General features: G+C 33.4%; 24 protein-coding genes. 14 read left to right on the top strand and 10 right to left on the bottom strand.

The window, feature by feature from the left end; translation table 11 throughout:
- Nucleotide 1 precedes the first annotated feature (1 nt).
- The 6 genes from ACFWV9_RS02045 to ACFWV9_RS02020 all read left to right on the top strand — a co-directional run bounded on the left by ACFWV9_RS02045 (nt 2) and on the right by ACFWV9_RS02020 (nt 5,102).
- Entirely contained in the window at nt 2-1,441 is a 1,440-nt protein-coding gene (locus tag ACFWV9_RS02045) for an aldehyde dehydrogenase (protein WP_411893567.1), read from the top strand.
- Between the two features lie 62 nt (nt 1,442-1,503).
- The gene (locus ACFWV9_RS02040; RefSeq protein ID WP_411893566.1) at nt 1,504-2,031 is read left to right on the top strand and encodes a hypothetical protein; all 528 of its coding nucleotides are present in this window, start codon (nt 1,504-1,506) and stop codon (nt 2,029-2,031) included.
- Nucleotides 2,032-2,814: an SDR family oxidoreductase gene (locus ACFWV9_RS02035; RefSeq protein ID WP_411893565.1), complete on the top strand. Its 783-nt coding sequence runs from the start codon at nt 2,032-2,034 to the stop codon at nt 2,812-2,814. It begins immediately after the preceding gene.
- 32 nt (nt 2,815-2,846) lie between these two features.
- Entirely contained in the window at nt 2,847-3,383 is a 537-nt protein-coding gene (locus ACFWV9_RS02030; RefSeq protein WP_411893564.1) for a 3-hydroxyanthranilate 3,4-dioxygenase, read from the top strand.
- Nucleotides 3,376-4,461 (top strand): amidohydrolase family protein, encoded by a 1,086-nt coding sequence (locus ACFWV9_RS02025; protein ID WP_411893563.1) that lies wholly within the window; start codon nt 3,376-3,378, stop codon nt 4,459-4,461. The genes ACFWV9_RS02030 and ACFWV9_RS02025 overlap by 8 nt, the downstream gene beginning before the upstream one ends.
- Nucleotides 4,461-5,102 (top strand): O-methyltransferase, encoded by a 642-nt coding sequence (locus ACFWV9_RS02020; RefSeq protein WP_411893562.1) that lies wholly within the window; start codon nt 4,461-4,463, stop codon nt 5,100-5,102. Before ACFWV9_RS02025 ends, ACFWV9_RS02020 begins: the two co-directional genes overlap by 1 nt.
- On the opposite strand, the gene ACFWV9_RS02015 is transcribed toward ACFWV9_RS02020, so the two are convergent.
- From ACFWV9_RS02015 to ACFWV9_RS01995, 5 genes are all read right to left on the bottom strand, one after another.
- Complete coding sequence (locus ACFWV9_RS02015; protein WP_114300617.1) at nt 5,103-5,393, bottom strand: twin-arginine translocase TatA/TatE family subunit; 291 nt, start codon at nt 5,391-5,393, stop codon at nt 5,103-5,105.
- A gap of 75 nt (nt 5,394-5,468) precedes the next feature.
- Nucleotides 5,469-7,763 carry a M1 family metallopeptidase gene (locus ACFWV9_RS02010; protein ID WP_411893561.1) on the bottom strand — a complete coding sequence of 765 codons (2,295 nt, stop codon included), beginning with the start codon at nt 7,761-7,763 and terminating at the stop codon, nt 5,469-5,471.
- Nucleotides 7,764-7,829: 66 nt separating this feature from the next.
- On the bottom strand, nt 7,830-8,336 hold the full coding sequence (locus ACFWV9_RS02005) for a DUF6702 family protein (protein ID WP_411893560.1): 507 nt from the start codon (nt 8,334-8,336) through the stop codon (nt 7,830-7,832).
- 42 nt (nt 8,337-8,378) lie between these two features.
- Entirely contained in the window at nt 8,379-9,176 is a 798-nt protein-coding gene (locus tag ACFWV9_RS02000; RefSeq protein WP_411893559.1) for a hypothetical protein, read from the bottom strand.
- Complete coding sequence (locus tag ACFWV9_RS01995) at nt 9,163-9,978, bottom strand: carboxypeptidase-like regulatory domain-containing protein (protein WP_411893558.1); 816 nt, start codon at nt 9,976-9,978, stop codon at nt 9,163-9,165. The genes ACFWV9_RS02000 and ACFWV9_RS01995 overlap by 14 nt, the downstream gene beginning before the upstream one ends.
- Nucleotides 9,979-10,105: 127 nt before the next feature.
- Here ACFWV9_RS01995 and pepE point away from each other — a divergent pair, with 127 nt between their 5' ends.
- A complete protein-coding gene (pepE, locus tag ACFWV9_RS01990) occupies nt 10,106-10,813 on the top strand; it encodes a dipeptidase PepE (protein ID WP_411893557.1) in 708 nt (235 codons plus the stop codon).
- Nucleotides 10,814-10,815: 2 nt separating this feature from the next.
- On the opposite strand, the gene ACFWV9_RS01985 is transcribed toward pepE, so the two are convergent.
- Nucleotides 10,816-11,244, bottom strand: coding sequence for a GNAT family N-acetyltransferase (locus ACFWV9_RS01985; RefSeq protein WP_411893556.1), 429 nt, complete (start codon nt 11,242-11,244; stop codon nt 10,816-10,818).
- A gap of 130 nt (nt 11,245-11,374) precedes the next feature.
- Between ACFWV9_RS01985 and ACFWV9_RS01980 the strand changes: the two genes are divergently transcribed.
- Nucleotides 11,375-12,142 carry a M48 family metalloprotease gene (locus ACFWV9_RS01980; RefSeq protein WP_411893555.1) on the top strand — a complete coding sequence of 256 codons (768 nt, stop codon included), beginning with the start codon at nt 11,375-11,377 and terminating at the stop codon, nt 12,140-12,142.
- A 44-nt stretch (nt 12,143-12,186) separates the two neighbouring features.
- On the opposite strand, the gene ACFWV9_RS01975 is transcribed toward ACFWV9_RS01980, so the two are convergent.
- Nucleotides 12,187-12,579 (bottom strand): ankyrin repeat domain-containing protein, encoded by a 393-nt coding sequence (locus ACFWV9_RS01975; RefSeq protein ID WP_411893554.1) that lies wholly within the window; start codon nt 12,577-12,579, stop codon nt 12,187-12,189.
- A 262-nt stretch (nt 12,580-12,841) separates the two neighbouring features.
- Between ACFWV9_RS01975 and gpmI the strand changes: the two genes are divergently transcribed.
- Nucleotides 12,842-14,359, top strand: a complete 1,518-nt coding sequence (gene gpmI, locus ACFWV9_RS01970; RefSeq protein WP_411893553.1) for a 2,3-bisphosphoglycerate-independent phosphoglycerate mutase — start codon at nt 12,842-12,844, stop codon at nt 14,357-14,359.
- Nucleotides 14,360-14,400: 41 nt separating this feature from the next.
- The gene (locus tag ACFWV9_RS01965; protein ID WP_411893552.1) at nt 14,401-14,811 is read left to right on the top strand and encodes a BT0820 family HAD-type phosphatase; all 411 of its coding nucleotides are present in this window, start codon (nt 14,401-14,403) and stop codon (nt 14,809-14,811) included.
- On the opposite strand, the gene ACFWV9_RS01960 is transcribed toward ACFWV9_RS01965, so the two are convergent.
- A complete protein-coding gene (locus ACFWV9_RS01960; RefSeq protein ID WP_411893551.1) occupies nt 14,812-16,077 on the bottom strand; it encodes an acetyl-CoA hydrolase/transferase family protein in 1,266 nt (421 codons plus the stop codon).
- 122 nt (nt 16,078-16,199) lie between these two features.
- On the opposite strand from ACFWV9_RS01960, the gene map reads away from it, so the two are divergent.
- From map to ACFWV9_RS01945, 3 genes are read left to right on the top strand one after another with little or no spacing between them, the layout of a single operon-like run.
- Nucleotides 16,200-17,018: a type I methionyl aminopeptidase gene (map, locus tag ACFWV9_RS01955; protein WP_411893550.1), complete on the top strand. Its 819-nt coding sequence runs from the start codon at nt 16,200-16,202 to the stop codon at nt 17,016-17,018.
- On the top strand, nt 17,015-17,338 hold the full coding sequence (locus ACFWV9_RS01950) for a cupin domain-containing protein (protein WP_411893549.1): 324 nt from the start codon (nt 17,015-17,017) through the stop codon (nt 17,336-17,338). Before map ends, ACFWV9_RS01950 begins: the two co-directional genes overlap by 4 nt.
- Nucleotides 17,339-17,344: 6 nt before the next feature.
- On the top strand, nt 17,345-18,109 hold the full coding sequence (locus ACFWV9_RS01945) for a class I SAM-dependent methyltransferase (RefSeq protein WP_411893548.1): 765 nt from the start codon (nt 17,345-17,347) through the stop codon (nt 18,107-18,109).
- Here ACFWV9_RS01945 and ACFWV9_RS01940 read toward each other — a convergent pair whose 3' ends face one another.
- Entirely contained in the window at nt 18,110-19,090 is a 981-nt protein-coding gene (locus tag ACFWV9_RS01940) for an FAD:protein FMN transferase (RefSeq protein WP_411893547.1), read from the bottom strand.
- Nucleotides 19,091-19,127: 37 nt separating this feature from the next.
- Nucleotides 19,128-19,502 (bottom strand): Na(+)-translocating NADH-quinone reductase subunit F, encoded by a 375-nt coding sequence (locus ACFWV9_RS01935; protein ID WP_411893546.1) that lies wholly within the window; start codon nt 19,500-19,502, stop codon nt 19,128-19,130.
- A 311-nt stretch (nt 19,503-19,813) separates the two neighbouring features.
- On the opposite strand from ACFWV9_RS01935, the gene ACFWV9_RS01930 reads away from it, so the two are divergent.
- On the top strand, nt 19,814-20,149 hold the full coding sequence (locus ACFWV9_RS01930; protein ID WP_411893545.1) for a hypothetical protein: 336 nt from the start codon (nt 19,814-19,816) through the stop codon (nt 20,147-20,149).
- Nucleotides 20,150-20,176 lie beyond the last annotated feature (27 nt).

Here is a 20,176-nt window from a genome sequence, read left to right as displayed (position 1 = left end):
TTTGAACATTAAAAACTACATAAACGGAAAATTTAAAAATCCAGTTCAAGACTATTGGATAGAAAATTTCAATCCATCAAATGGTGAGGTTTATGGACAGATTCCCAATTCAACTTCAGAAGATATTGAAGACGCATACAATGCTGCTAAATCTGCTTTTCCGAGTTGGTCAAAAAAAACTTTAGAGGAGCGCAGTCGCATCCTTATTAAGATATCTGAATTATTGGAAGCAAATCTACAAAGGTTCGCTGAAGCAGAAAGCAAAGACAATGGCAAACCAATATCATTGGCTAAAGCAGTTGACATTCCGCGTGCAGCAAGTAACTTTCGTTTTTTTGGAAATGCCATCACACAGTTTGCAAGTGAAAGCCACGAGAGCGTTGGGCAAAATGCTATTAACTACACTCTGCGACAACCTATTGGTGTTGTAGGATGTATTTCGCCATGGAATCTTCCTCTATACCTATTTACTTGGAAAATTGCACCGGCAATTGCAGCAGGCAATTGTGTTGTTGCTAAACCTAGTGAAGTAACTCCAATGACCGCATATTTATTGGGTGAAATTTGTAATGAAGCTGGACTACCTAAAGGTGTTCTAAATATTGTCCATGGACTCGGTACAACAACGGGGCAAGCAATTGTAGAACATACAGATATTAAAGCTATATCATTTACAGGTGGCACTGCAACAGGAGCTCACATTGCCAAGATAGCAGCACCAATGTTTAAAAAATTATCTTTAGAACTTGGCGGGAAAAACCCAAATATCATTTTCGCTGATTGCGATTATGACGACATGTTAGAAACAACGGTTCGTTCTTCATTTGCTAATCAAGGACAAATTTGTTTATGTGGCAGTCGTATTTTTATTGAATCCTCCATTTACGAAAGGTTCAAATCAGATTTTATAACAAGAATAAAGGCTTTAAAAGTTGGACATCCATCTGATGCTAATACAAATATCGGAGCACTAGTTTCTAAACCTCATCTTGAAAAGGTAAAATCTTATATTGAAATAGCCAAAGATGAAAACGGAACTGTTCTTTGTGGTGGCAAAGAAGTTATAGTTAAAGGTTTTGAAAACGGTTATTACCTAGAGCCAACAGTAATAGAAGTTCCAAATGACGAATGCAGAGTCAACCAGGAAGAAATTTTTGGACCAGTGGTGACTATTATGCCGTTTGACACTGAAGAAGACGTTTTAGCAATGGCCAATAAAGTAAAATATGGTTTATCAGCCACATTATGGACCAATGATTTAAAACGAACCTTGAGAATGAGTAATCAATTACAAGCGGGTATTGTTTGGGTTAACACTTGGATGATGCGAGATCTGCGCACACCATTTGGCGGAGTTAAAGCCTCAGGAGTTGGTCGTGAAGGTGGATTTGAAGCCCTTAGGTTTTTTACAGAACCAAAAAATGTATGTATTAAATATTGATTTTACTTTGACATGCTTCTCAAGATTCAGTATCTTTTGTTGTTAAATCAAATCTAAATACCATGAAAACACAATTTTTTACGTGCCTACTTTTGTTAGCGTCTCTAGTATTATCTGCCCAAGAAAACTGGCAAATCTTAAAGAAAGACGCATTTGCAATTTCATATCCTACAGATTGGGAATCTAGTAACCAAATGTCTCAACCTAGCATGCAGTTTTTATTACTTTCTGATATAACGACTCAAAATGATGATAAGTTTAGAGAAAATATTAATCTAACAACAGAAAGTTTAAGTGGCCAGAGCTTCACAATTGATGGTTACGCAAAGTTATCTACAGATCAAATAATTGCTCAAATACCTGGTTCTAAATTTGAATCTAATAAAGCCTCAACACTAGATGGACAAGATGCTTGGGAAGTTATTTGGTCTGCTGATTTTGGAAATGGGATGATATTAAAATTTAAGCAATCTTTCTTGCTTTTTAATGATACTGCTTATGTTTTAACCTATTCGTCTTCAAAAGCTGAATATGACCAATATGTTAAAGTTGCGGACCTAATATTCAACAGTTTTAAACTTGCTAAATAAATGAATTTAGAACTTAATAACAAATATGCTCTTGTCTGCGGTAGTACTGCTGGTATTGGCAAAGCCACAGCAATCGCCCTAGCAAATGAAGGGGCAATTGTCACCCTTATTGCAAGAAATGAAGACAAACTTAAAGCCACCTTAGCACAATTACCGCAACAACATAATCACAATTATATCGTTGCAGATTTTACAAATCCTTTTGAGCTAAAACAAAAAGTTGAATTATATATTAAAGAAAATCATGGATTCCATATTTTAATTAATAATACTGGAGGACCTGCAGGTGGGCCAATTTTTAATGCTGATATTGAAGAATTTGAAAAGGCCTTTACACAGCATTTAAAGTGCAATCATGTTTTGGTTCAAACGTTAGTCCCATTTATGAAAGATGAAAGTTACGGAAGGATTATTAATGTTATTTCAACTTCTGTTAAGCAACCACTAGAAGGATTGGGTGTTAGTAACACCATTCGTGGTGCAGTAGCCAATTGGAGTAAGACAATGGCAAATGAACTAGGTGTTTTTGGTATAACAGTTAATAATGTTTTACCAGGTGCAACCAGTACAGAACGTCTTTCTGAAATTATTAAAAACAAATCAGTAAAAACAGGCAAATCAATAGAAGAATCTGCTAATGCCATGAAAAATACAGTTCCAGCAAAGCGATTCGCTAAGCCGGAAGAACTCGCAGATGCCATAACTTTTTTAGCTAGTGAAAGGGCTAGTTACATTAACGGAATAAACCTTCCTGTTGATGGTGGACGAACAAAAAGTTTGTAACTTTAAAAAATACAGAATTAAATTATTTAGACATGAGCAAACTATATCCACCAATTAATTTTAAAGCTTGGATTGAAGAAAATAGACATCTTTTAAAACCACCTGTTGGGAACAAAGTAGTTTGGAAAGATGGTGATTTTATAGTTATGGTTGTTGGAGGTCCAAATAGCAGAAAGGATTACCACTACAATGAAACACCAGAGTTCTTTTATCAAGTTGAGGGTGACATTATCCTTAAGGTAATTGACAAAGGAACACCAAAAGATATCCATATAAAGGAAGGTGAAATATTCTTGCTTCCTCCAAAAGTACCTCATTCACCTCAACGAGGCGCAAACACAGTTGGTTTAGTAATTGAATATCCTAGAGAAAAAGGTGTTAAGGATGCACTACTTTGGTTTTGCGAAAATTGCACAACAAAATTGTATGAGGAAGATTTCACATTAGACAATATAGAGACTGACATGCCTGGAATCTTTGATAAATATTATGGTGATAAAGATAAACGCTCTTGTCCGAATTGCGGTGAAGTAATGCAACCACCTAAGAAAGTTGAGATTAATGACTAAACGAAAATTAAGAATAAACGGTCATTCACATCTTCTTCCTTATCCTGAAGAAATTCCTGATTTTATGAGAGACAAAGGGATTTTTTGGGTGGATAAAGACAGAAAGTTTATGCTTCAAAAAGATTGGAACCGACCAATCACTGATTCGAGTTTTTTCTTGGATGAAAAACTCGCATGGATGGAACATTTTAAAATAGATCATGCAGTAGTTCTTAATCTTTCCCAACTCTATGGCAATGGGCTTCGTCTTGAAGAAATGAAGCAGGCATTACGATTTCAAAATGATTTCAATGCTAAAATACAACGTGACAATCCGAGTAAATTCACATGTGGCTTTGTAGTTCACCCAGGATTTGTTAGAGGTGCATGTTGGGAAATTGAACGTTGTGTTGAAGTTTTAGGTATGCGCCTTCTTTGCTTACCAACACACTACATGGATACCATAGGAACTTGGCGCTGTATTTTTGATGAGGAAAACGAACCAATTTTTGAACTTGCGGATAAGTATAATCTAGCCGTAGAAGTTCACCCTTATGATGGGGAAAAATTTATTAAACTAGAAAACACATCTTGGCGTTTTCATCTTATTTGGATGCTCGCACAGTGTGCCGATGCTTATCATTTCTTGACCTTAAATGGTTATTACGAAAAGTATAAAAATATGCGTGTTTGTTTTGCTCATGGTGGGCAGTTGGCGCAAATAAATCTTGGGAGAAGAATACAAGGTTTTGATGGAAGACCAGATTTATTTGAAGGTAAAAGTCATCCTAGAAAGGCAGTTGGACATAAAAATATATTCTTTGATACTTTAGTTCACGATACAGGGTCTTTAGAGTTGCTTATGAGAAATCAAACATCCAAACAAGTAATTATGGGCTTAGATGATCCGTATCCACTTGGGGAAATGGAAAGTGAGAAACAATCTTCCTATCCCGGCAAAATATTAGATTTGGCTATTGATAGAGATATTATAAATGAAACAGAACGTGATGCCATTTGGGAAGACAATGTTCTTCAATGGCTATTCGGTGATGATGAAGAAGCAAAAATATCACTCGTAAATAGAATATTAAGTTAATGTACTTTTTGCCAGAAGCTATAGATAAATATGTAGTAGCTCATTCTGTAGAAGAGCCAGAATTACTTCGACAACTTACAAGAGAAACCTACCAAAAAATTTTACAACCTATTATGTTGAGTGGCCCTTATCAAGGTCGTGTACTTAGTATATTATCTAAACTTATAAAGCCGAAGTCAATATTAGAGTTGGGAACATTTACTGGTTATTCTACGATATGCCTCGCTGAAGGACTGCCATCCGATGGCGAATTGCACACAATTGATATTAATGAAGAATTAGAAGATTTTCAACGAAAATACTTTAATAAATCGGGTTTTGGAGCTCAAATAATACAACATGTAGGTAATGCCATTGATATTATACCAACAATTGAAACATCTTTTGATTTGGTATTTATTGATGCGGACAAACCAAATTACTCAAACTACTTCCATTTAGTAATTGGCAAATTAAACAAAGGTGGTATTATCCTTTCTGATAATGTTTTATGGCACGGTAAAGTCGTAGAATCTTTAAATCCTAAAGATATTTCAACTAAAGCAGTATTGGATTACAATAAACTACTAAAGGAAGATTCAAGAATAGAATCTGTAATGTTACCCATTCGCGATGGTTTAACAATTAGCAGAAAAATATAACTAATTATCTCTTTTTAAAGAACCTGTAAAATCCTCAAGATCGTCTTTTACTTTATTCAGTTCTTCATTAATATTTTTAGTGACATCAGTATCTACAATATTATTTTCCTTTGCACTTTTAGTGACTTCGTGCTTTATATCGTTAGTAGCATCACGCAAAGTACGCATACCCTTACCCATACCACGAGCTATTTCTGGTAATTTATCTGCGCCAAAAACTAATACTACAATAAATAGTATAAAAACTATTTCTGTACCTCCAATGAATAAAAATATGGTCTGGTGTATCACATTACAAATATAGAGTGACTTTATGTAATAAAAAAAGCCGACTCGTTAAAGTCGGCTAAATATTATAATACTTGCTTAGTTTTTTATCTCATTTTTAAATTTATCAAAATCACTTTGTTGCACTTCTCTTGGCCAAGAGTTGTTAGATGTATCCACATCTGCCGTTTCTAAATCAGGATCTACTGTAATCGCAATAATCTCTTTATCACTTGCAATAGCTCTACGAGCTTCTTTGTCATTCAATCTCCATACCTGTGCAGGATAAGTCACCCTTTCTTTAGTATCATCTGCATATGTGTACTCAACAATTAAAGGCATTACAAGTCCCCCTGGTTTATCAAATGTAACCTCATAGAAATACTTAGGAGGTGTCTTCATAGCATTTCGTTGTTCAGGAGTGAAGTTGTCCATAAGATATTCCTTAACTGTAGGTAAATTAATTAAACTACCACTATTTTGAGCTACATCATAACCCTCTTCACCTTCTCCAATAAAATAAACAAGACTATTAGGGTCCATTCTATATCGTTCAGCTAATCTCTTACCTTCCTCATTAGGCGTATTTGTCACAGCAAACTTCTTAACCTCTTTAATTCCAATATCTGTATAGTTTGTGGTGTAAAACCATCCCCTCCAAAACCAATCTAAATCTATTGCTGAAGCATCTTCCATCGTGCGGAAAAAATCTTCTGGTGTTGGGTGCTTAAACTTCCAACGGTTTGCATATTCTTTAAATGCATAGTCAAATAGGTCACGACCCATAACGGTTTCTCGTAAAATATTTAATCCTGTAGCTGGTTTGGAATATGCATTACTACCAAATTGATAGGTATTTAAGCCCTTAGTCATAATAGGAGCAATATAATCTTGGTTTCCTCCCATATACCTCACAATATTTTTAGCTGGACCACGTCTCGAAGGATATTTTGTTTGTCCTGCTGACAAGGCAGTCGGATTCCATTCGCCGAAATCTTGTTCTGCAACATATTGTACAAATGTGTTTAATCCCTCATCCATCCAAGTCCATTGACGTTCATCACTATTAATAATCATTGGAAACCAGTTATGACCAACTTCATGTATAATTACGCCAATCATTCCAAATTTGGTTCTATCGGAGTAAGTTCCATCTTCATTAGGACGACCAAAGTTGTAACATATCATTGGGTATTCCATTCCCATTGGTGCATGTACTGAAATGGCCTTGTGATATGGATAATCAAAAGTCATACGAGAGTAAGACTTTAATGTACTTGCAACAGTTCTTGTAGACCATTGCTCCCATAAAGGATTTCCTTCTTTAGAGTACATTGAAACTGCCATCACTTCTTTAGTGTCAAGCTTCACTGCCATCATATCCCAGATAAATTTACGTGAAGTGGCAAATCCAAAATCTCGTACCATTTGAGCTGAAAGCTTCCATGTTTTCTTGTCTTTACTTTTTGTTTTTTCTGTAACACGTGCTTCTTCTTCGGTTACAATCATTACAGGCTCATCAAATGATTTCGTTGCTTTCTTAAAGCGCTTCATCATTTCTTTAGAAAAGACTTCATCTCTATTAGTTAAGTATCCTGTACCATCTAAAATATGATCTGCAGGTACTGTTATATTAACATCAAAATCCCCAAATGGTAATGCAAACTCATCACGTCCCCAAAATTGAGAATTTTGCCAACCTTCAACATCATTGTAAACAGCCATACGCGGATAGAACTGAGCCATTACATATATTCTATTGTCGTTTTCCTCAAAATACTCGTAACCTGAACGCCCTCCATCCTTCACATGGTCATTAATATTATACCACCACTTTATCTGAAATGAAAACTTATCTCCTGTCTTCATCGATTCAGGTAACTCTACTCGCATCATTGTGCGATTAATCATATGAGGTAAATCATTTCCATTTACATCCTTTACATGCTCTATATTAAAACCTCCATCAAATCGTTCTTTTAAGTAAGAATTTATTGCTCTAGACGAAGAAGTTGCAGGACCAATACCAGTACTATTAATTAAAGGAGTCTTTGAATCTCTCGCACGCATGTTCTGATCTAACTGAACCCAAAGGTAGGTTAACTCATCAGGAGAGTTATTTGTATAAGTTATTGTTTCGTCACCATACAATCTTGCATTGTCATCATCAATCTCAATATCCATTTTATAGTCAGCTTGTTGCTGATAATATGCAGGGCCAGGAGCTCCACTCCCTGTTCTAAACATATTAGGAGTTGAAAACTCGTCATATAATTGTTTGAACTTGTTTTCGTTGGTGTGACCTGGTTTACGCTCTGGTTTAATTTCATTTTGAGCAAATACACTCACCGAAATAAACATTGTAGCACATAAGAAATACTTAAAAATTTTCATGAGAATCAGTATGGTTTATAAAAATGATGACGAAAATAGTTAAATATACTAAGCTATTGTAGTGTTTTAATTAAAGTTTAACAAGCAATTGTCATTATCTGGAATCAATAGAAAACTCTTGTTTTTATTGTTAATTTTTAGTCTAATTATATTCTGTTGGTCCATAAAAACATCAAATAGAACTCTATTCTTTACCTCAATGCTATTAACCTCTATGATGTTCTCTATTTCTAAATAGCAATAAGTAATATCATCCTTATATTCTTTCCCAATAAAATTGAATTCTACTGGCTTACCGTTTAATTTTATAATCAATTTGTCAGACAGGTAACGTTGCATATAATCCTCTACTAATAATGATTCATTTTCTGTATCCAAAGTTATTCTATCATCAAATCTATCTCTAATTAAGGTTTCAAAATCGTCAATAAATATTTGGGTAATAATTTGAACAGATTTTTCTTCCTTAACGTATTCAATATTAGTGACACTCACATAATACTCATGAAGGTAAGCACTAGAAAGAAATAATGGAATAGTAAGTAATATTAATAGGTATTTAATTCTGTTCATTTCGTTTAACTTTGCTTTTTTAAACCAACAACTATTCCAAAATTAATCATTAGAGGTAGACTTCCTATTGTCTTTATAGGCTTTTAACTTCAATTTTAGGAAATCGATGGCCTCAATATCATTATTTCTATTGCACAATTGTAAAAACTCTTCATCCTCTTGACAATAGAGAAAATATTCAGTTTTTAAATTTTCAGCAAGTGTTTCGTTCTCAAAAATAATTGATTCGTACTCACGTCGTAGACGTTCAATACATTTATCTCTAGCATCTAAATCGACTATTTTTCTTAATTTTTTGGTTCTACCGCTAATTCGATTTAATAGCTTATGAAAATTAACACCGAATCCTAAGCCAATTTGTCCCCAAGGACCTGCATCTGCATCATGAAGTTTTCTTTCATTAATAGTTATGGGTTTACCTATATAACCTGGAATTCCTAAATCATAGAAATTCACTTCAGTTTTTGCATCTGAATTTTGTAGATCAGACTCTAAACTACCAGTTAAAATCTTACCTACTATAACCTCATCAAGTTCATTGATTTTTTCAACCAGCGAAATTCTTAACACACCAGAATTTATCATTATACTAGTTATGATTACTTCTTTTGATTCATATTTCAAACCTGATATGAATAAAGTATCAGATAGTTTTGCTGGTATAATAAAACTACCATCTTCATCTGAAATGGTATATTTAGGAGCTGTTTTATTTAATATATGTATCCCTTCAACATCACCATTGGCCGTAAGTTGTCCACTTAAGTCCTTTCGTTGTCCATTAGCAACAAAACTTAAAATAATAAGACATAAAGTAAAGTATGATTTAATCTTTATCACTCGTAGTTTTTAGATAAGACTGACTTAGCTGATTAATTCGTTCCAAGAACTGAACCTCCTTGTCTTTGGCTAATAAAGTCTCATCAACACCTTCGTTTTCTACATATTCAACAAAGGCATCAATTTCATTAAGAGGAATATTAAAATTAACATGAATAAAATTTACACTGTATTGTTCTAATGCCTTTTTAAAAGGTGTTTTATTGAGTGCTTTCTCTTGATTGCTCATTTCATTGCCATCAATATCTGCTACTTGGCTTACTAAAAACCCAGCAAGGTTTACCAAATTTAGCATATTGTCAACTCTAGGATTATATTCGTTAAATGCAATATTTTCTGCTTTTGTATTATAATCTGCGGAGAACTCAAAATCTTCGATATGATCTAAACCAAAATAAACAGCATCAAGACTAACATTATATGTTCTCACATTTTCAAGGTCTGCATTTAAATTTCCAGTTAAGCCAAATGGTAACAAAACAACTTCATCAAGCTTATTAATCTCTTCTACCAAAATTACAGTCATTTGTTTTGTTTCAAGGATTCGCTCCGATATCACAACAGTAAAATCCTTAAATTGGAGTGCACTAAATTCCACTACATCATTAAGAGCAACTTCAATTTTAAACTCTCCATTTTCATCAGTAAAAGTGCCTTTATTTGAAGACGTATTATAAACAGTAACCCCTTCTTTATCTTGGGCAGATACAACAATTCTACCGTTTACCATGGTTCTGTCTATTTTTTGAGAAAATGATACTATTGAAAATAAGCAGCATATAAAAATTAAAGTTTTTTTCATCATTTCTATTTAGGATATTAAAGTTCGTGTTTAATCTTCAATTCTCATAAAAAATCGCATCTAAATCTTTGTTAAATCAGTTTATATAGGTTAATTTCCACTATACATTAATTAATTTTTAAAATTAGTGAAGAATTTAATTATTGCGAGCACCTCGACGGTTCATGGTAGTGGGTTTTTAGAATATTTATTAGATGAACTAAAATTATTATTTAAGGATACTGAGGAAATTCTTTTTATTCCTTATGCTAGACCAGGTGGTATCACTTATGACGAATACACATCTATAGCTAATAAAGCATTTAATAAAATTGAGAAATCTGTTAAAGGAATTCATGAGTTTGCCGATGCAAATTATGCTATAAATAATGCTAAAGGTATATTTACAGGTGGAGGCAACACCTTTGTTCTTGTTAACCAACTATACAAAAATGATGTTATAATAAGTTTACAAAGTGCTATTGAAGACGGCACCCCATATTTAGGTACTAGTGCTGGCAGCAACATTTGTGGTTTAACATTAAACACAACAAATGATATGCCTATAGTTTATCCACCTAGTTTTAAGACCCTTGGGTTTGTACCCTTCAATATTAACCCTCATTACTTAGATCCAGATCCAAAAAGCACCCATATGGGTGAAACCCGTGAAACGCGCATTAAGGAATTCCATGCTTTTAATACACAACCTGTTATAGGGTTACGAGAAGGAAGTTGGATAGAAATAAAAGACAATAATATTAGACTTAGAGGTAATCTAGACGCTAGAATATTTGAACAAAATAAAGAGCCCTATGAGGTTGCGACAAATAATGATTTAGACTTTTTAAAATAATTTTACAAATTCTTCAAAAAGTGATACCCCAATATTTCAAATCCATCATTATAATAAAATTTATGTGAAGGATAATTTTGCACATAAGTATTTAATTCTAATGCATTGTAACCATTATCCATAGCATAATCATTTATCCATTTCATGAACTTTTTACCTAATCCTTCACCTCTATAATCGGGTTTGATATAAACATGGTCTAACTCTAGAGATTTACCAACATAATGTCTTGTGCAAAACCAAAGCCCAGTAACACCTATTAATTCATTATCCCGAAATATACCTGCGCACTCGTAATTTTGGGTCTTCATTTCATTAAATCGAGATCTTAAAACCACTTTATCTATTTTACCTTCATTTAGTTCATAAACTAATGGTATTACTAATTCTAATTCATTGTTAGGTATAATTTTAAAGCTACAAGGCATCATTTAATTATTATTTGAATTCTAAAATTAGCATTTTTAATAATTAGAAAGTAAAAATTAACGTCCTAGCTAATGACTTTTCGATAATTTTTGTGTCAAACTTTTGTAACTTGAACTCAATAATACAATCAATATGAGAAGAGGAAATTTTAAAATTAGACTAATCATCGGTCTTGCTATTGTAGCCTTCGCATTTATACGTCGATGCAGTCAGCAAGAAACTAATCCTTATACTGGTCGTACACAGGCTATTTCTCTTTCACCTGAACAGGAAATTGCGATAGGTTTACAAAGTGCTCCTGGCATGGCACAACAGCATGGTGGATTACATCCAGAAAACAGGTATCAAGCTTTAGTAGACAATGTTGGAGGTAAACTTGTTAATAATAGTATTGCTAAAAGTACGCCATATAGATATGAATTTCATCTATTGGCTGATGAACGCACCATTAATGCATTCGCGTTGCCTGGCGGACAAATTTTTATAACCTATGCTCTGTTTTCTCAATTAGAAAACGAGGATCAATTGGCTGGTGTATTAGGGCATGAGATAGGACATGTACTCGGTAAACATTCAAACGAACGGATTACAGATTCAAAATATTGGCAAACTTTGATTATGGGTGCAGGAGCGATTGATATGGGTGCAGTTGCACAACAGATAGGTCAGGGAACACTATTAAAAAATGGTAGAGATGATGAATTGGAAAGTGATGAATTAGGGGTACATTTTATGCTTGACGCTGGTTATAATCCTGAAGAAATGATTGGTGTTATGAAAATTTTGAAAGATGCTGCAGGACCTAATAGAGTACCTGAATTTCAAAGTACACACCCTGATCCTGAAAATAGAATTGAGCACATAAGAGATGCTATTAGAAAATACAAAAATGCGTCTTAAAATAAGACGCATTTTTAACTAACTAACTCAAATAATTGTCTATACTAGACATTTTTGTTTTTAAATCTTTTCAAAAATAGTGCAGCATCATTCGCATTTGATTTTTTGGCATGTGCTAAAGCAGTATACCCTAAATCACATTTGGCATGAATTTCTGATCCGGCAGTGATTAAAATTTTGATTACATCTACTCTATTATACTTTGCAGCATAATGAATTGGTAACATACCATTAGACTTTTTATTAATATCAACTCCATTATTGATAAGCATTTTTAACTGTTGGATATCACCAACCGCTGCGGCCTTACAAATTGGACTGACTTCTACTGTTTTTTCATTTAACTCTAAGCTTGATAGATTAATTTCGTTTGTTGCATTTAAACTTGTGATTGAAAAGCCTAATGCAATTGCTAAAACTACTGTTGATTTTCTCATGATGAAAGATTTAATTTTTAATTGATTTGTTTTTTGATATACTAAAGAGACGACTTATCTTTTAAACTGTTACAATAAAAATAACATATAACACATTATTAACGTATTGATAACAAATCTGTTAACATAATCACAAAGAAGTACTTATAAAGTCATGTAAGTTAAAATGAATTAAATAATTAATAACCTATTAAATTTTTTAGCCTTTGCAATTTGTTATCAATTATGATATAGTATCTTTGAAATCCTTAAGATTAAAGACATGAATAAGAAGGTTATTTTAATGATTTTAGACGGCTGGGGCAAATCTCCCGACCCCAAAGTTTCTGCAATAGATAATGCCCAAACACCATTTATAGATTCGCTTTATACCAAATACCCAAACGCAAGTTTAAGAACCGATGGATTACATGTAGGGCTGCCAGAAGGCCAGATGGGTAATAGTGAAGTTGGGCATATGAACCTTGGTGCTGGCCGAATAGTATATCAAGATCTGGTTAAAGTTAATCTTGCTGTACAAAATAAAACGCTTCAAGAAGAAAAGGTATTAAAAGACGCTTTCACCTATGCAAAACATAACAGAAAAAAAGTTCATTTACTTGGCCTTGTAAGCGATGGTGGTGTTCATTCTCATATCAACCATTTATTTGGTTTAATAGATGCAGCCCATAAAAATGGCTTAAAAGACATATTCGTTCATGCCTTTACAGATGGTAGAGATGTAGATCCGAAATCAGGTTATGGTTTTATTTCAGATTTAGAAGATCATCTAGATAAAACAACAGGAAAATTAGCAACTGTAACTGGCCGTTACTATGCAATGGATAGAGATAAACGCTGGGAACGTGTAAAGGAGGCTTATGATGCAATTGTGCATGGCAATGGAATTCTCACCACTAATGTTCTTGGTGCAATACAACAGAGTTATGAGGAAAATATAACTGATGAATTTATAAAGCCAATAATAAATACGGATGAGCATGGCGACCCAATTGCAATAATGAGTGAAGATGATGTTGTTATTTTCTTCAACTTCAGAACAGATAGAGGCAGACAATTAACTCAGGTTTTGTCACAAGAAGATTTTCACGAATATAACATGCATAAGCTCAATCTTCATTATGTGACATTAACCAATTATGACGATAAGTTTAAGGGAATTAATGTTGTTTTTGAAAAGGATAATTTAAGTGAAACTTTAGGTGAGATTCTTGAGAATCATAATAAAAATCAAATTAGAATAGCGGAAACTGAAAAATACCCTCATGTTACATTTTTCTTTTCAGGTGGACGTGAAGAACCATTTAAAAATGAAACCCGAATACTAAGAAATTCGCCAAAAGTTGCTACTTATGATTTAAAACCAGAAATGAGCGCTTATGAACTAAAAGATGCTCTAGTACCAGAATTAGAAAAAGGTGAAGTGAACTTTGTTTGTTTGAATTTTGCCAATGGAGATATGGTTGGTCATACAGGTGTTATGGAAGCTGCAATTAAGGCATGTGAAGCTGTTGATGACTGTGTTAAGGATGTAATAACCGTGGCATTAGAAAATGACTATACTACAATCTTAATTGCCGATCATGGTAATTGTGAAACTATGGTGAATCCAGACGGGTCACCTCATACTGCACATACCACTAATCCTGTTCCTGTTATATTAATTGATAAAGATTTACAGGAAATAAAAGACGGAATACTTGGTGATATTGCACCTACTATTCTTAAATTAATGGGTATACCTCAACCCAAAGCGATGACTAGACATAGTCTTGTATAAGTGAGGTAATATGAAATCTCTATTTTGTAATTGATTGAATAATGAATTTTAACGAAAGACTGATAATAGCAATAGATTTTGATGGGACAATAGTAGAAGATGCTTATCCTAAAATTGGTAAAACAAGAATTTTTGCATTTGAGACACTTAAGAAACTACAAGAAGATGGGCACAGATTAATATTATGGACCTATCGCAATGGAACAAAACTCCAAGAAGCGGTAGATTTCTGTAAAGAAAACGGAATAGAGTTCTATGCTGTCAATGCGAGCTTTCCTGAAGAGAAATTCGATTATAGTCGAAGTAGAAAAATACATGCAGATCTATTCATTGACGACAGAAATATTGGTGGCATACTTGGTTGGGGTGAAATTTATCAAATGATAACCAACGAAGTACCAGATATTAAAGCTACCAAACGAAAGGGTGGATTATTAGGATGGTTTAAATAATTAAACCAACTCAAAATAAGCCCTATCAATTTCTTCTCTATGATCAGGATGTGCAATTTCAACTAGTGCTTTCACACGCTCCTTAATTGTTTTACCGTATAAATTTGCAACACCGTATTCAGTAACTACATAGTGTATATGTGCTCTTGTTGTTACCACACCCGCTCCAGGTTTTAATGTAGGCACAATTCTACTTATACCGTGTTTTGTTACCGACGGTAATGCAATTATTGCCTTACCACCTTCACTAAGGGATGCACCTCTAATGAAGTCCATTTGCCCACCTACACCAGAATACATTTTCGATCCAATAGAATCTGCACAAACCTGACCAGTAACATCTACTTCAACAGCCGAATTTATTGCAACCATTCTAGGATTTTGTTTTATAACGGAAACATCATTTACATAGTCAGAGGAACGCATTTCAACAAAAGGGTTATCATTAACATAATCGTATAAGCGTTGCGAACCCATTAAAAATGTTGCTAAGGCTCTTCCAGGATTTACACGCTTATGATTACCGTTAATAACATCTTCTAATATTAAATCAATTACGCCATCAGAAAACATTTCTGTGTGTAATCCTAAATCTTTATGATTGTGTAATCGTGTTAAAACTGCATTAGGTATATTACCAATACCCATTTGTAACGTACTTCTATCCTCAATAAGTTCTGCTATATAATCTCCGATTTTAGTTTCTAATATACTCGGCTCGGTAACAGGGAATACAGGTAACGGTGCATCAACTTCAACAAAAGCATCAATTTCTGTAACATGAATTATACCATCACCAAAAGTTCTTGGCATTTGTTTATTAACCTGAGCAATTACATAATCTGCATTATCAATAGCCGCTAATGTGGCTTCTACTGAAACACCTAATGAGCAATATCCATGCTTATCAGGAACAGAAACATGAATTAACGCTACATCAAGATCAATTATATTTCTCTTAAAAAGTAATGGTAACTCACTTAAAAAAACAGGCGTATACGAACCGTTTCCTGTATGTAGCGTATGACGAACATTTCTACCTATAAAAAAAGAATTGACATGGAAGCTTTCTGCCAATTTCGGATCTGCATATGGAGCTTCTCCTTCCGTATGTAGTTGACAAATTTCAACATTCCGTAATTCCTCATGTCTATCTGCTAGGGCCTTTACTAAGACAGAAGGTACTGCCGCAGCAGCTTGTAAATATACCTTATCATTAGATTTTACAACTTTTAATGCTTCTTCTGCGCTGACTGTTCTATACATGGACTCAATTTTAGATTACAAACTTACCTCACAAAAGATATAAAAAGACTGTCATTTATCATGTTTTTATAAAATTTAAAAATTGTCATAATTACCTATCTTTGCCCCTTAATTAATGAATTATGATAATTGTAAAAACCACAGAAGAAATTGAATTGATGCGCCAAAGTGCTTTAGTTGTATCAAAGACTTTAGGCATGCTGGCAAAGGAGGTTAAAGAAGGTGTTACAACAAATTATCTAGATAAAATTGCTGAAGAATTTATAAGAGATCATGGTGCATTACCAGGTTTTAAAGGATTGTACGATTGTCCTTCTACCCTACTTTGCAGTGTTAATGAAGCAGTAGTGCATGGTTTACCAACAGATAAACCATTAGAAGATGGTGATATAGTATCTATTGACTGTGGTGCACTTATGAATGAATTTTACGGTGATCATGCTTATACTTTTGAGATTGGAAATGTAGCTGAAGAAACAAAAAAGCTAATCAAAGTAACCAAAGAATCACTTTATCAAGGTATCAGACAACTGAAAATTGGAAATCGTGTTGGCGATGTTGGATATGCCATTCAGCAATATTGTGAAGCCGAGGGTTATGGTGTTGTGAGGGAACTGGTAGGTCATGGTTTAGGCCGTAAAATGCATGAGGACCCTGAAATGCCTAATTATGGAAGACGTGGAAGAGGAAAAAAGTTTATTGAAGGAATGGTCGTCGCCATTGAACCTATGATTAATATGGGAACCCATAAAGTTAAGCAATTAAAAGACGGATGGACAATAGTTACTCAAGACGGAAAACCAAGTGTGCATTTTGAACATGATGTTGCTATTATAGATGGTAAACCAGAGATCTTATCAACATTTGCCTATGTACACGAAGTTTTAGGTATTACCTCAAATGAGGAAGATGAATTTAGACAAAAAGCATTGGTAATATGATAGTAGATCAACTTATTTCTGAGATTGAACCAAAAGAAATAATCAAAGGGTTCAATGCGAGATTTGTACATACCGAGACAATGACTATTGCTTATTGGGACATAGAAGCAGGTGCAGAAATACCGTTACATCATCACATTCATGAACAAGTTTCACAAATACTAGAGGGTGAATTTGAAATGACTATTGGAGGTAAAACCAAAACACATAAACCAGGTTCAATTCTTGTAATTCCATCGAACGTGGAGCACTCCGGTAAGGCAATAACACCTTGTAAAATATTAGATATCTTCAATCCTGTAAGAGAAGATTATAAATAATTGATTTTGAAATCGATTTTCAAATTTTTTTTAAACGTTATACCAAGGCCATTGCTCATTCGCATGAGTTATGTTTTGCGCCCATTAATAGCGTGGTATTTAAAAGGAAATACTTATACAGATCCTATTGACGGTAGATCATTTAAACGTTTTTTACCCTATGGTTATGGCGAACAACGACCTAACGTCTTATCTCCTTCAACATTGTCCTTAGAACGTCATAGACTTTTATGGCTTTACCTTAAAGACCAATCTATCTTTTTTACTGAGAATCTAAAGGTTTTACATTTTGCTCCAGAACAGTGCTTTCTAAACCGATTTAAATCATTACGAAATCTAGATTATACAACCACAGATTTGTTATCACCAATTGCTGATGTAAAAGCTGATATCTGTAACCTTCCATTTGAGGACAATTGTTATGACGTAATTTTATGTAATCATGTCCTGGAACATATACCTGATGACAATAAAGCTATGCAAGAATTATATCGCGTTATGAAACCAGGTGGATGGGGAATTTTTCAAATACCTCAGGACGTCAATAGAGAAATTACCTTTGAGGACGATTCAATAACCGATAAAAAAGAACGTGCAAAAATATTTGGTCAATATGATCATGTAAGGGTCTATGGTCGGGATTACTTTGATAAGCTGCGGTCTATTGGATTTGATGTAGAAGCATTAGATTATACATCAAAATTATCTGAAGCAAAAATTAAAAAATTCAGATTAGCCAAAGGTGAACTTATTCCGTTGGTTAGAAAATAATTATTCAGGAAAACCATTTAGTGCTATGGTCTGTAACTCATTTTTAATATTTAGATAAATAATATAGACTTTGAGTTCAGGATGTGATTTTAAAAACAGTTTTACTTCTTCTACTCCCATTGCCTGAAACGCGGTTGCATAACCATCTGCAGTCATACAATCTTTGGCAATAACAGAACTACTTAAAATATTGGTTCTAGTAGGATAGCCAGTTTTTGTATTGATTATATGTGCGTACCTATTGCCATTTTTATCAATTTTAAATTTACGATAGGTACCAGAGGTAGCCATGGACTCATCTATTAACGCTATAACTTTAGAGTATGATTGTGTACCATCAAAGTTAGGATCATCAATACCTACTTGCCACTGTTTATGACGTTCTAAATTCATTCCAGAAACGCGCATATCACCACCAATATCAACAAGGTAGTTTTCAATTCCTTTCGATTCTAAAAACTCTGCAATTACATCTATGCCATATCCTTTTGCGATGGCATTGAATTCTAGATATGTCTCTTTAGGTTTTGTTATTTTATAATCTTTCAAAGATAATTTATCAAATCCAACAAATGTCATTAAACTATCTATTGTAGTGCTATCTGTGAGAAACTTATTTTGTTCAGCACCAAAATTCCAAGCATTAACTACATTACCAATTGTGGGATCAAAAACCCCATTAGTTTTGTGGTAGATTTCTTTGGAAGCCTTAAAAACTCTTACAAAATGTTCATCTACTTTATCTAGTTCATTTCTATTAACTTTTGAAATATCAGAATCAGCCATATAAGTAGAAAGCGATTGATTAACCATACTAAATAAACTATCTATTTCATTAATATAATTTTTATTATTCTTGGTTGAATACTGAATATTAAATGCGGTTCCAAAAACAGGACCTGATAGTTTTACATTTTCAACTGGCTTATTTGAACACCCTAATAATGTAATTAAGAGAAGTATTAGTGTGTGTGTTTTCATGAAGATATTTTTAGGAGACATCTCTATTTTTAGATTATTAATTCAAATTTGTTTCAATTACTTGAATCCCATTATATTCTATAAGGTATTCTTCATTTAAGTAAATTGGTAAATCTTCACCATCAGGATTACCTAATCCTACACCAGCATATAGCACCTTTGCATTTTTATCAAAAGCATGTTTTTTAAACGTCTCCATCCACACTACATCGTAATTGTTTGGGTTTTCTGGTAAGATCACGGCTCTAACAATTACAAAAAACCACTCTTTGTTCTTATCAATGCAAACAAACTGAGGGTGTTTTTTCAATTTACTATTAATAGCTACAAACTCAAATCCACGAGACTCCAAATCCTTACCCACATGATTCATTGCAAGGTTATGTAATTCTTGTTTTGTAAGCGCTTTCATATTGCAAAGATACAAAGATGCTTGCTTAAAATAATCTTAATTAACTGCACAAAACAATCTTGTTTTTGTCTATTTATTGTGTCTTTAATGATGTATATTTCAACCTTACAAATAAAAAATGTGTAACTTTAAGAGCGTAACTGCTTATAACAAAACATTGATTTGTTTGTTGCTGTTAACAAAACCCTGACAATTAAGTAAACTTAATACCCTTTCCAAAGCTTGTAATTATAAGCTTAAACTCTTAGTTTTATGTAACCTAAAAGGAAAAATTAATAGCATTTAATAATAATTAGCTAAATCATTAAATGATGACTACAAAAACATCCCAATTGACTAAAGAAGAATTAAAAGTTTACATTCTAATTTTTTGTGCAAGCGTAGACTCCGATGCAACTGAAGATGAAATGAATCTTGTAAAGTCTAAAACCACACCAGATATTTTTAATAAAATGCTAAAGGCATTTTCTGTACATTCTGAACAAGAAAGTATTGATAAAATTGAAGAATGCATCCATATACATGAATTTACAGAAATGGAGTTGGCTGAATTTAGACAAGAGATTTACAAACTATTCTTAACTGATAACAAGTTTCACAGAAAAGAGCAAAGTCTGGATAGAATATTAGATAACATTTTATATTAAAATCACCTTATTATGATACATAACTAT

The sequence above is a fragment of the Winogradskyella sp. A2 genome (assembly GCF_046762865.1).
Classification (GTDB): Bacteria; Bacteroidota; Bacteroidia; order Flavobacteriales; family Flavobacteriaceae; genus Winogradskyella.
This window is presented reverse-complemented; position numbering and strand designations above follow the sequence as displayed.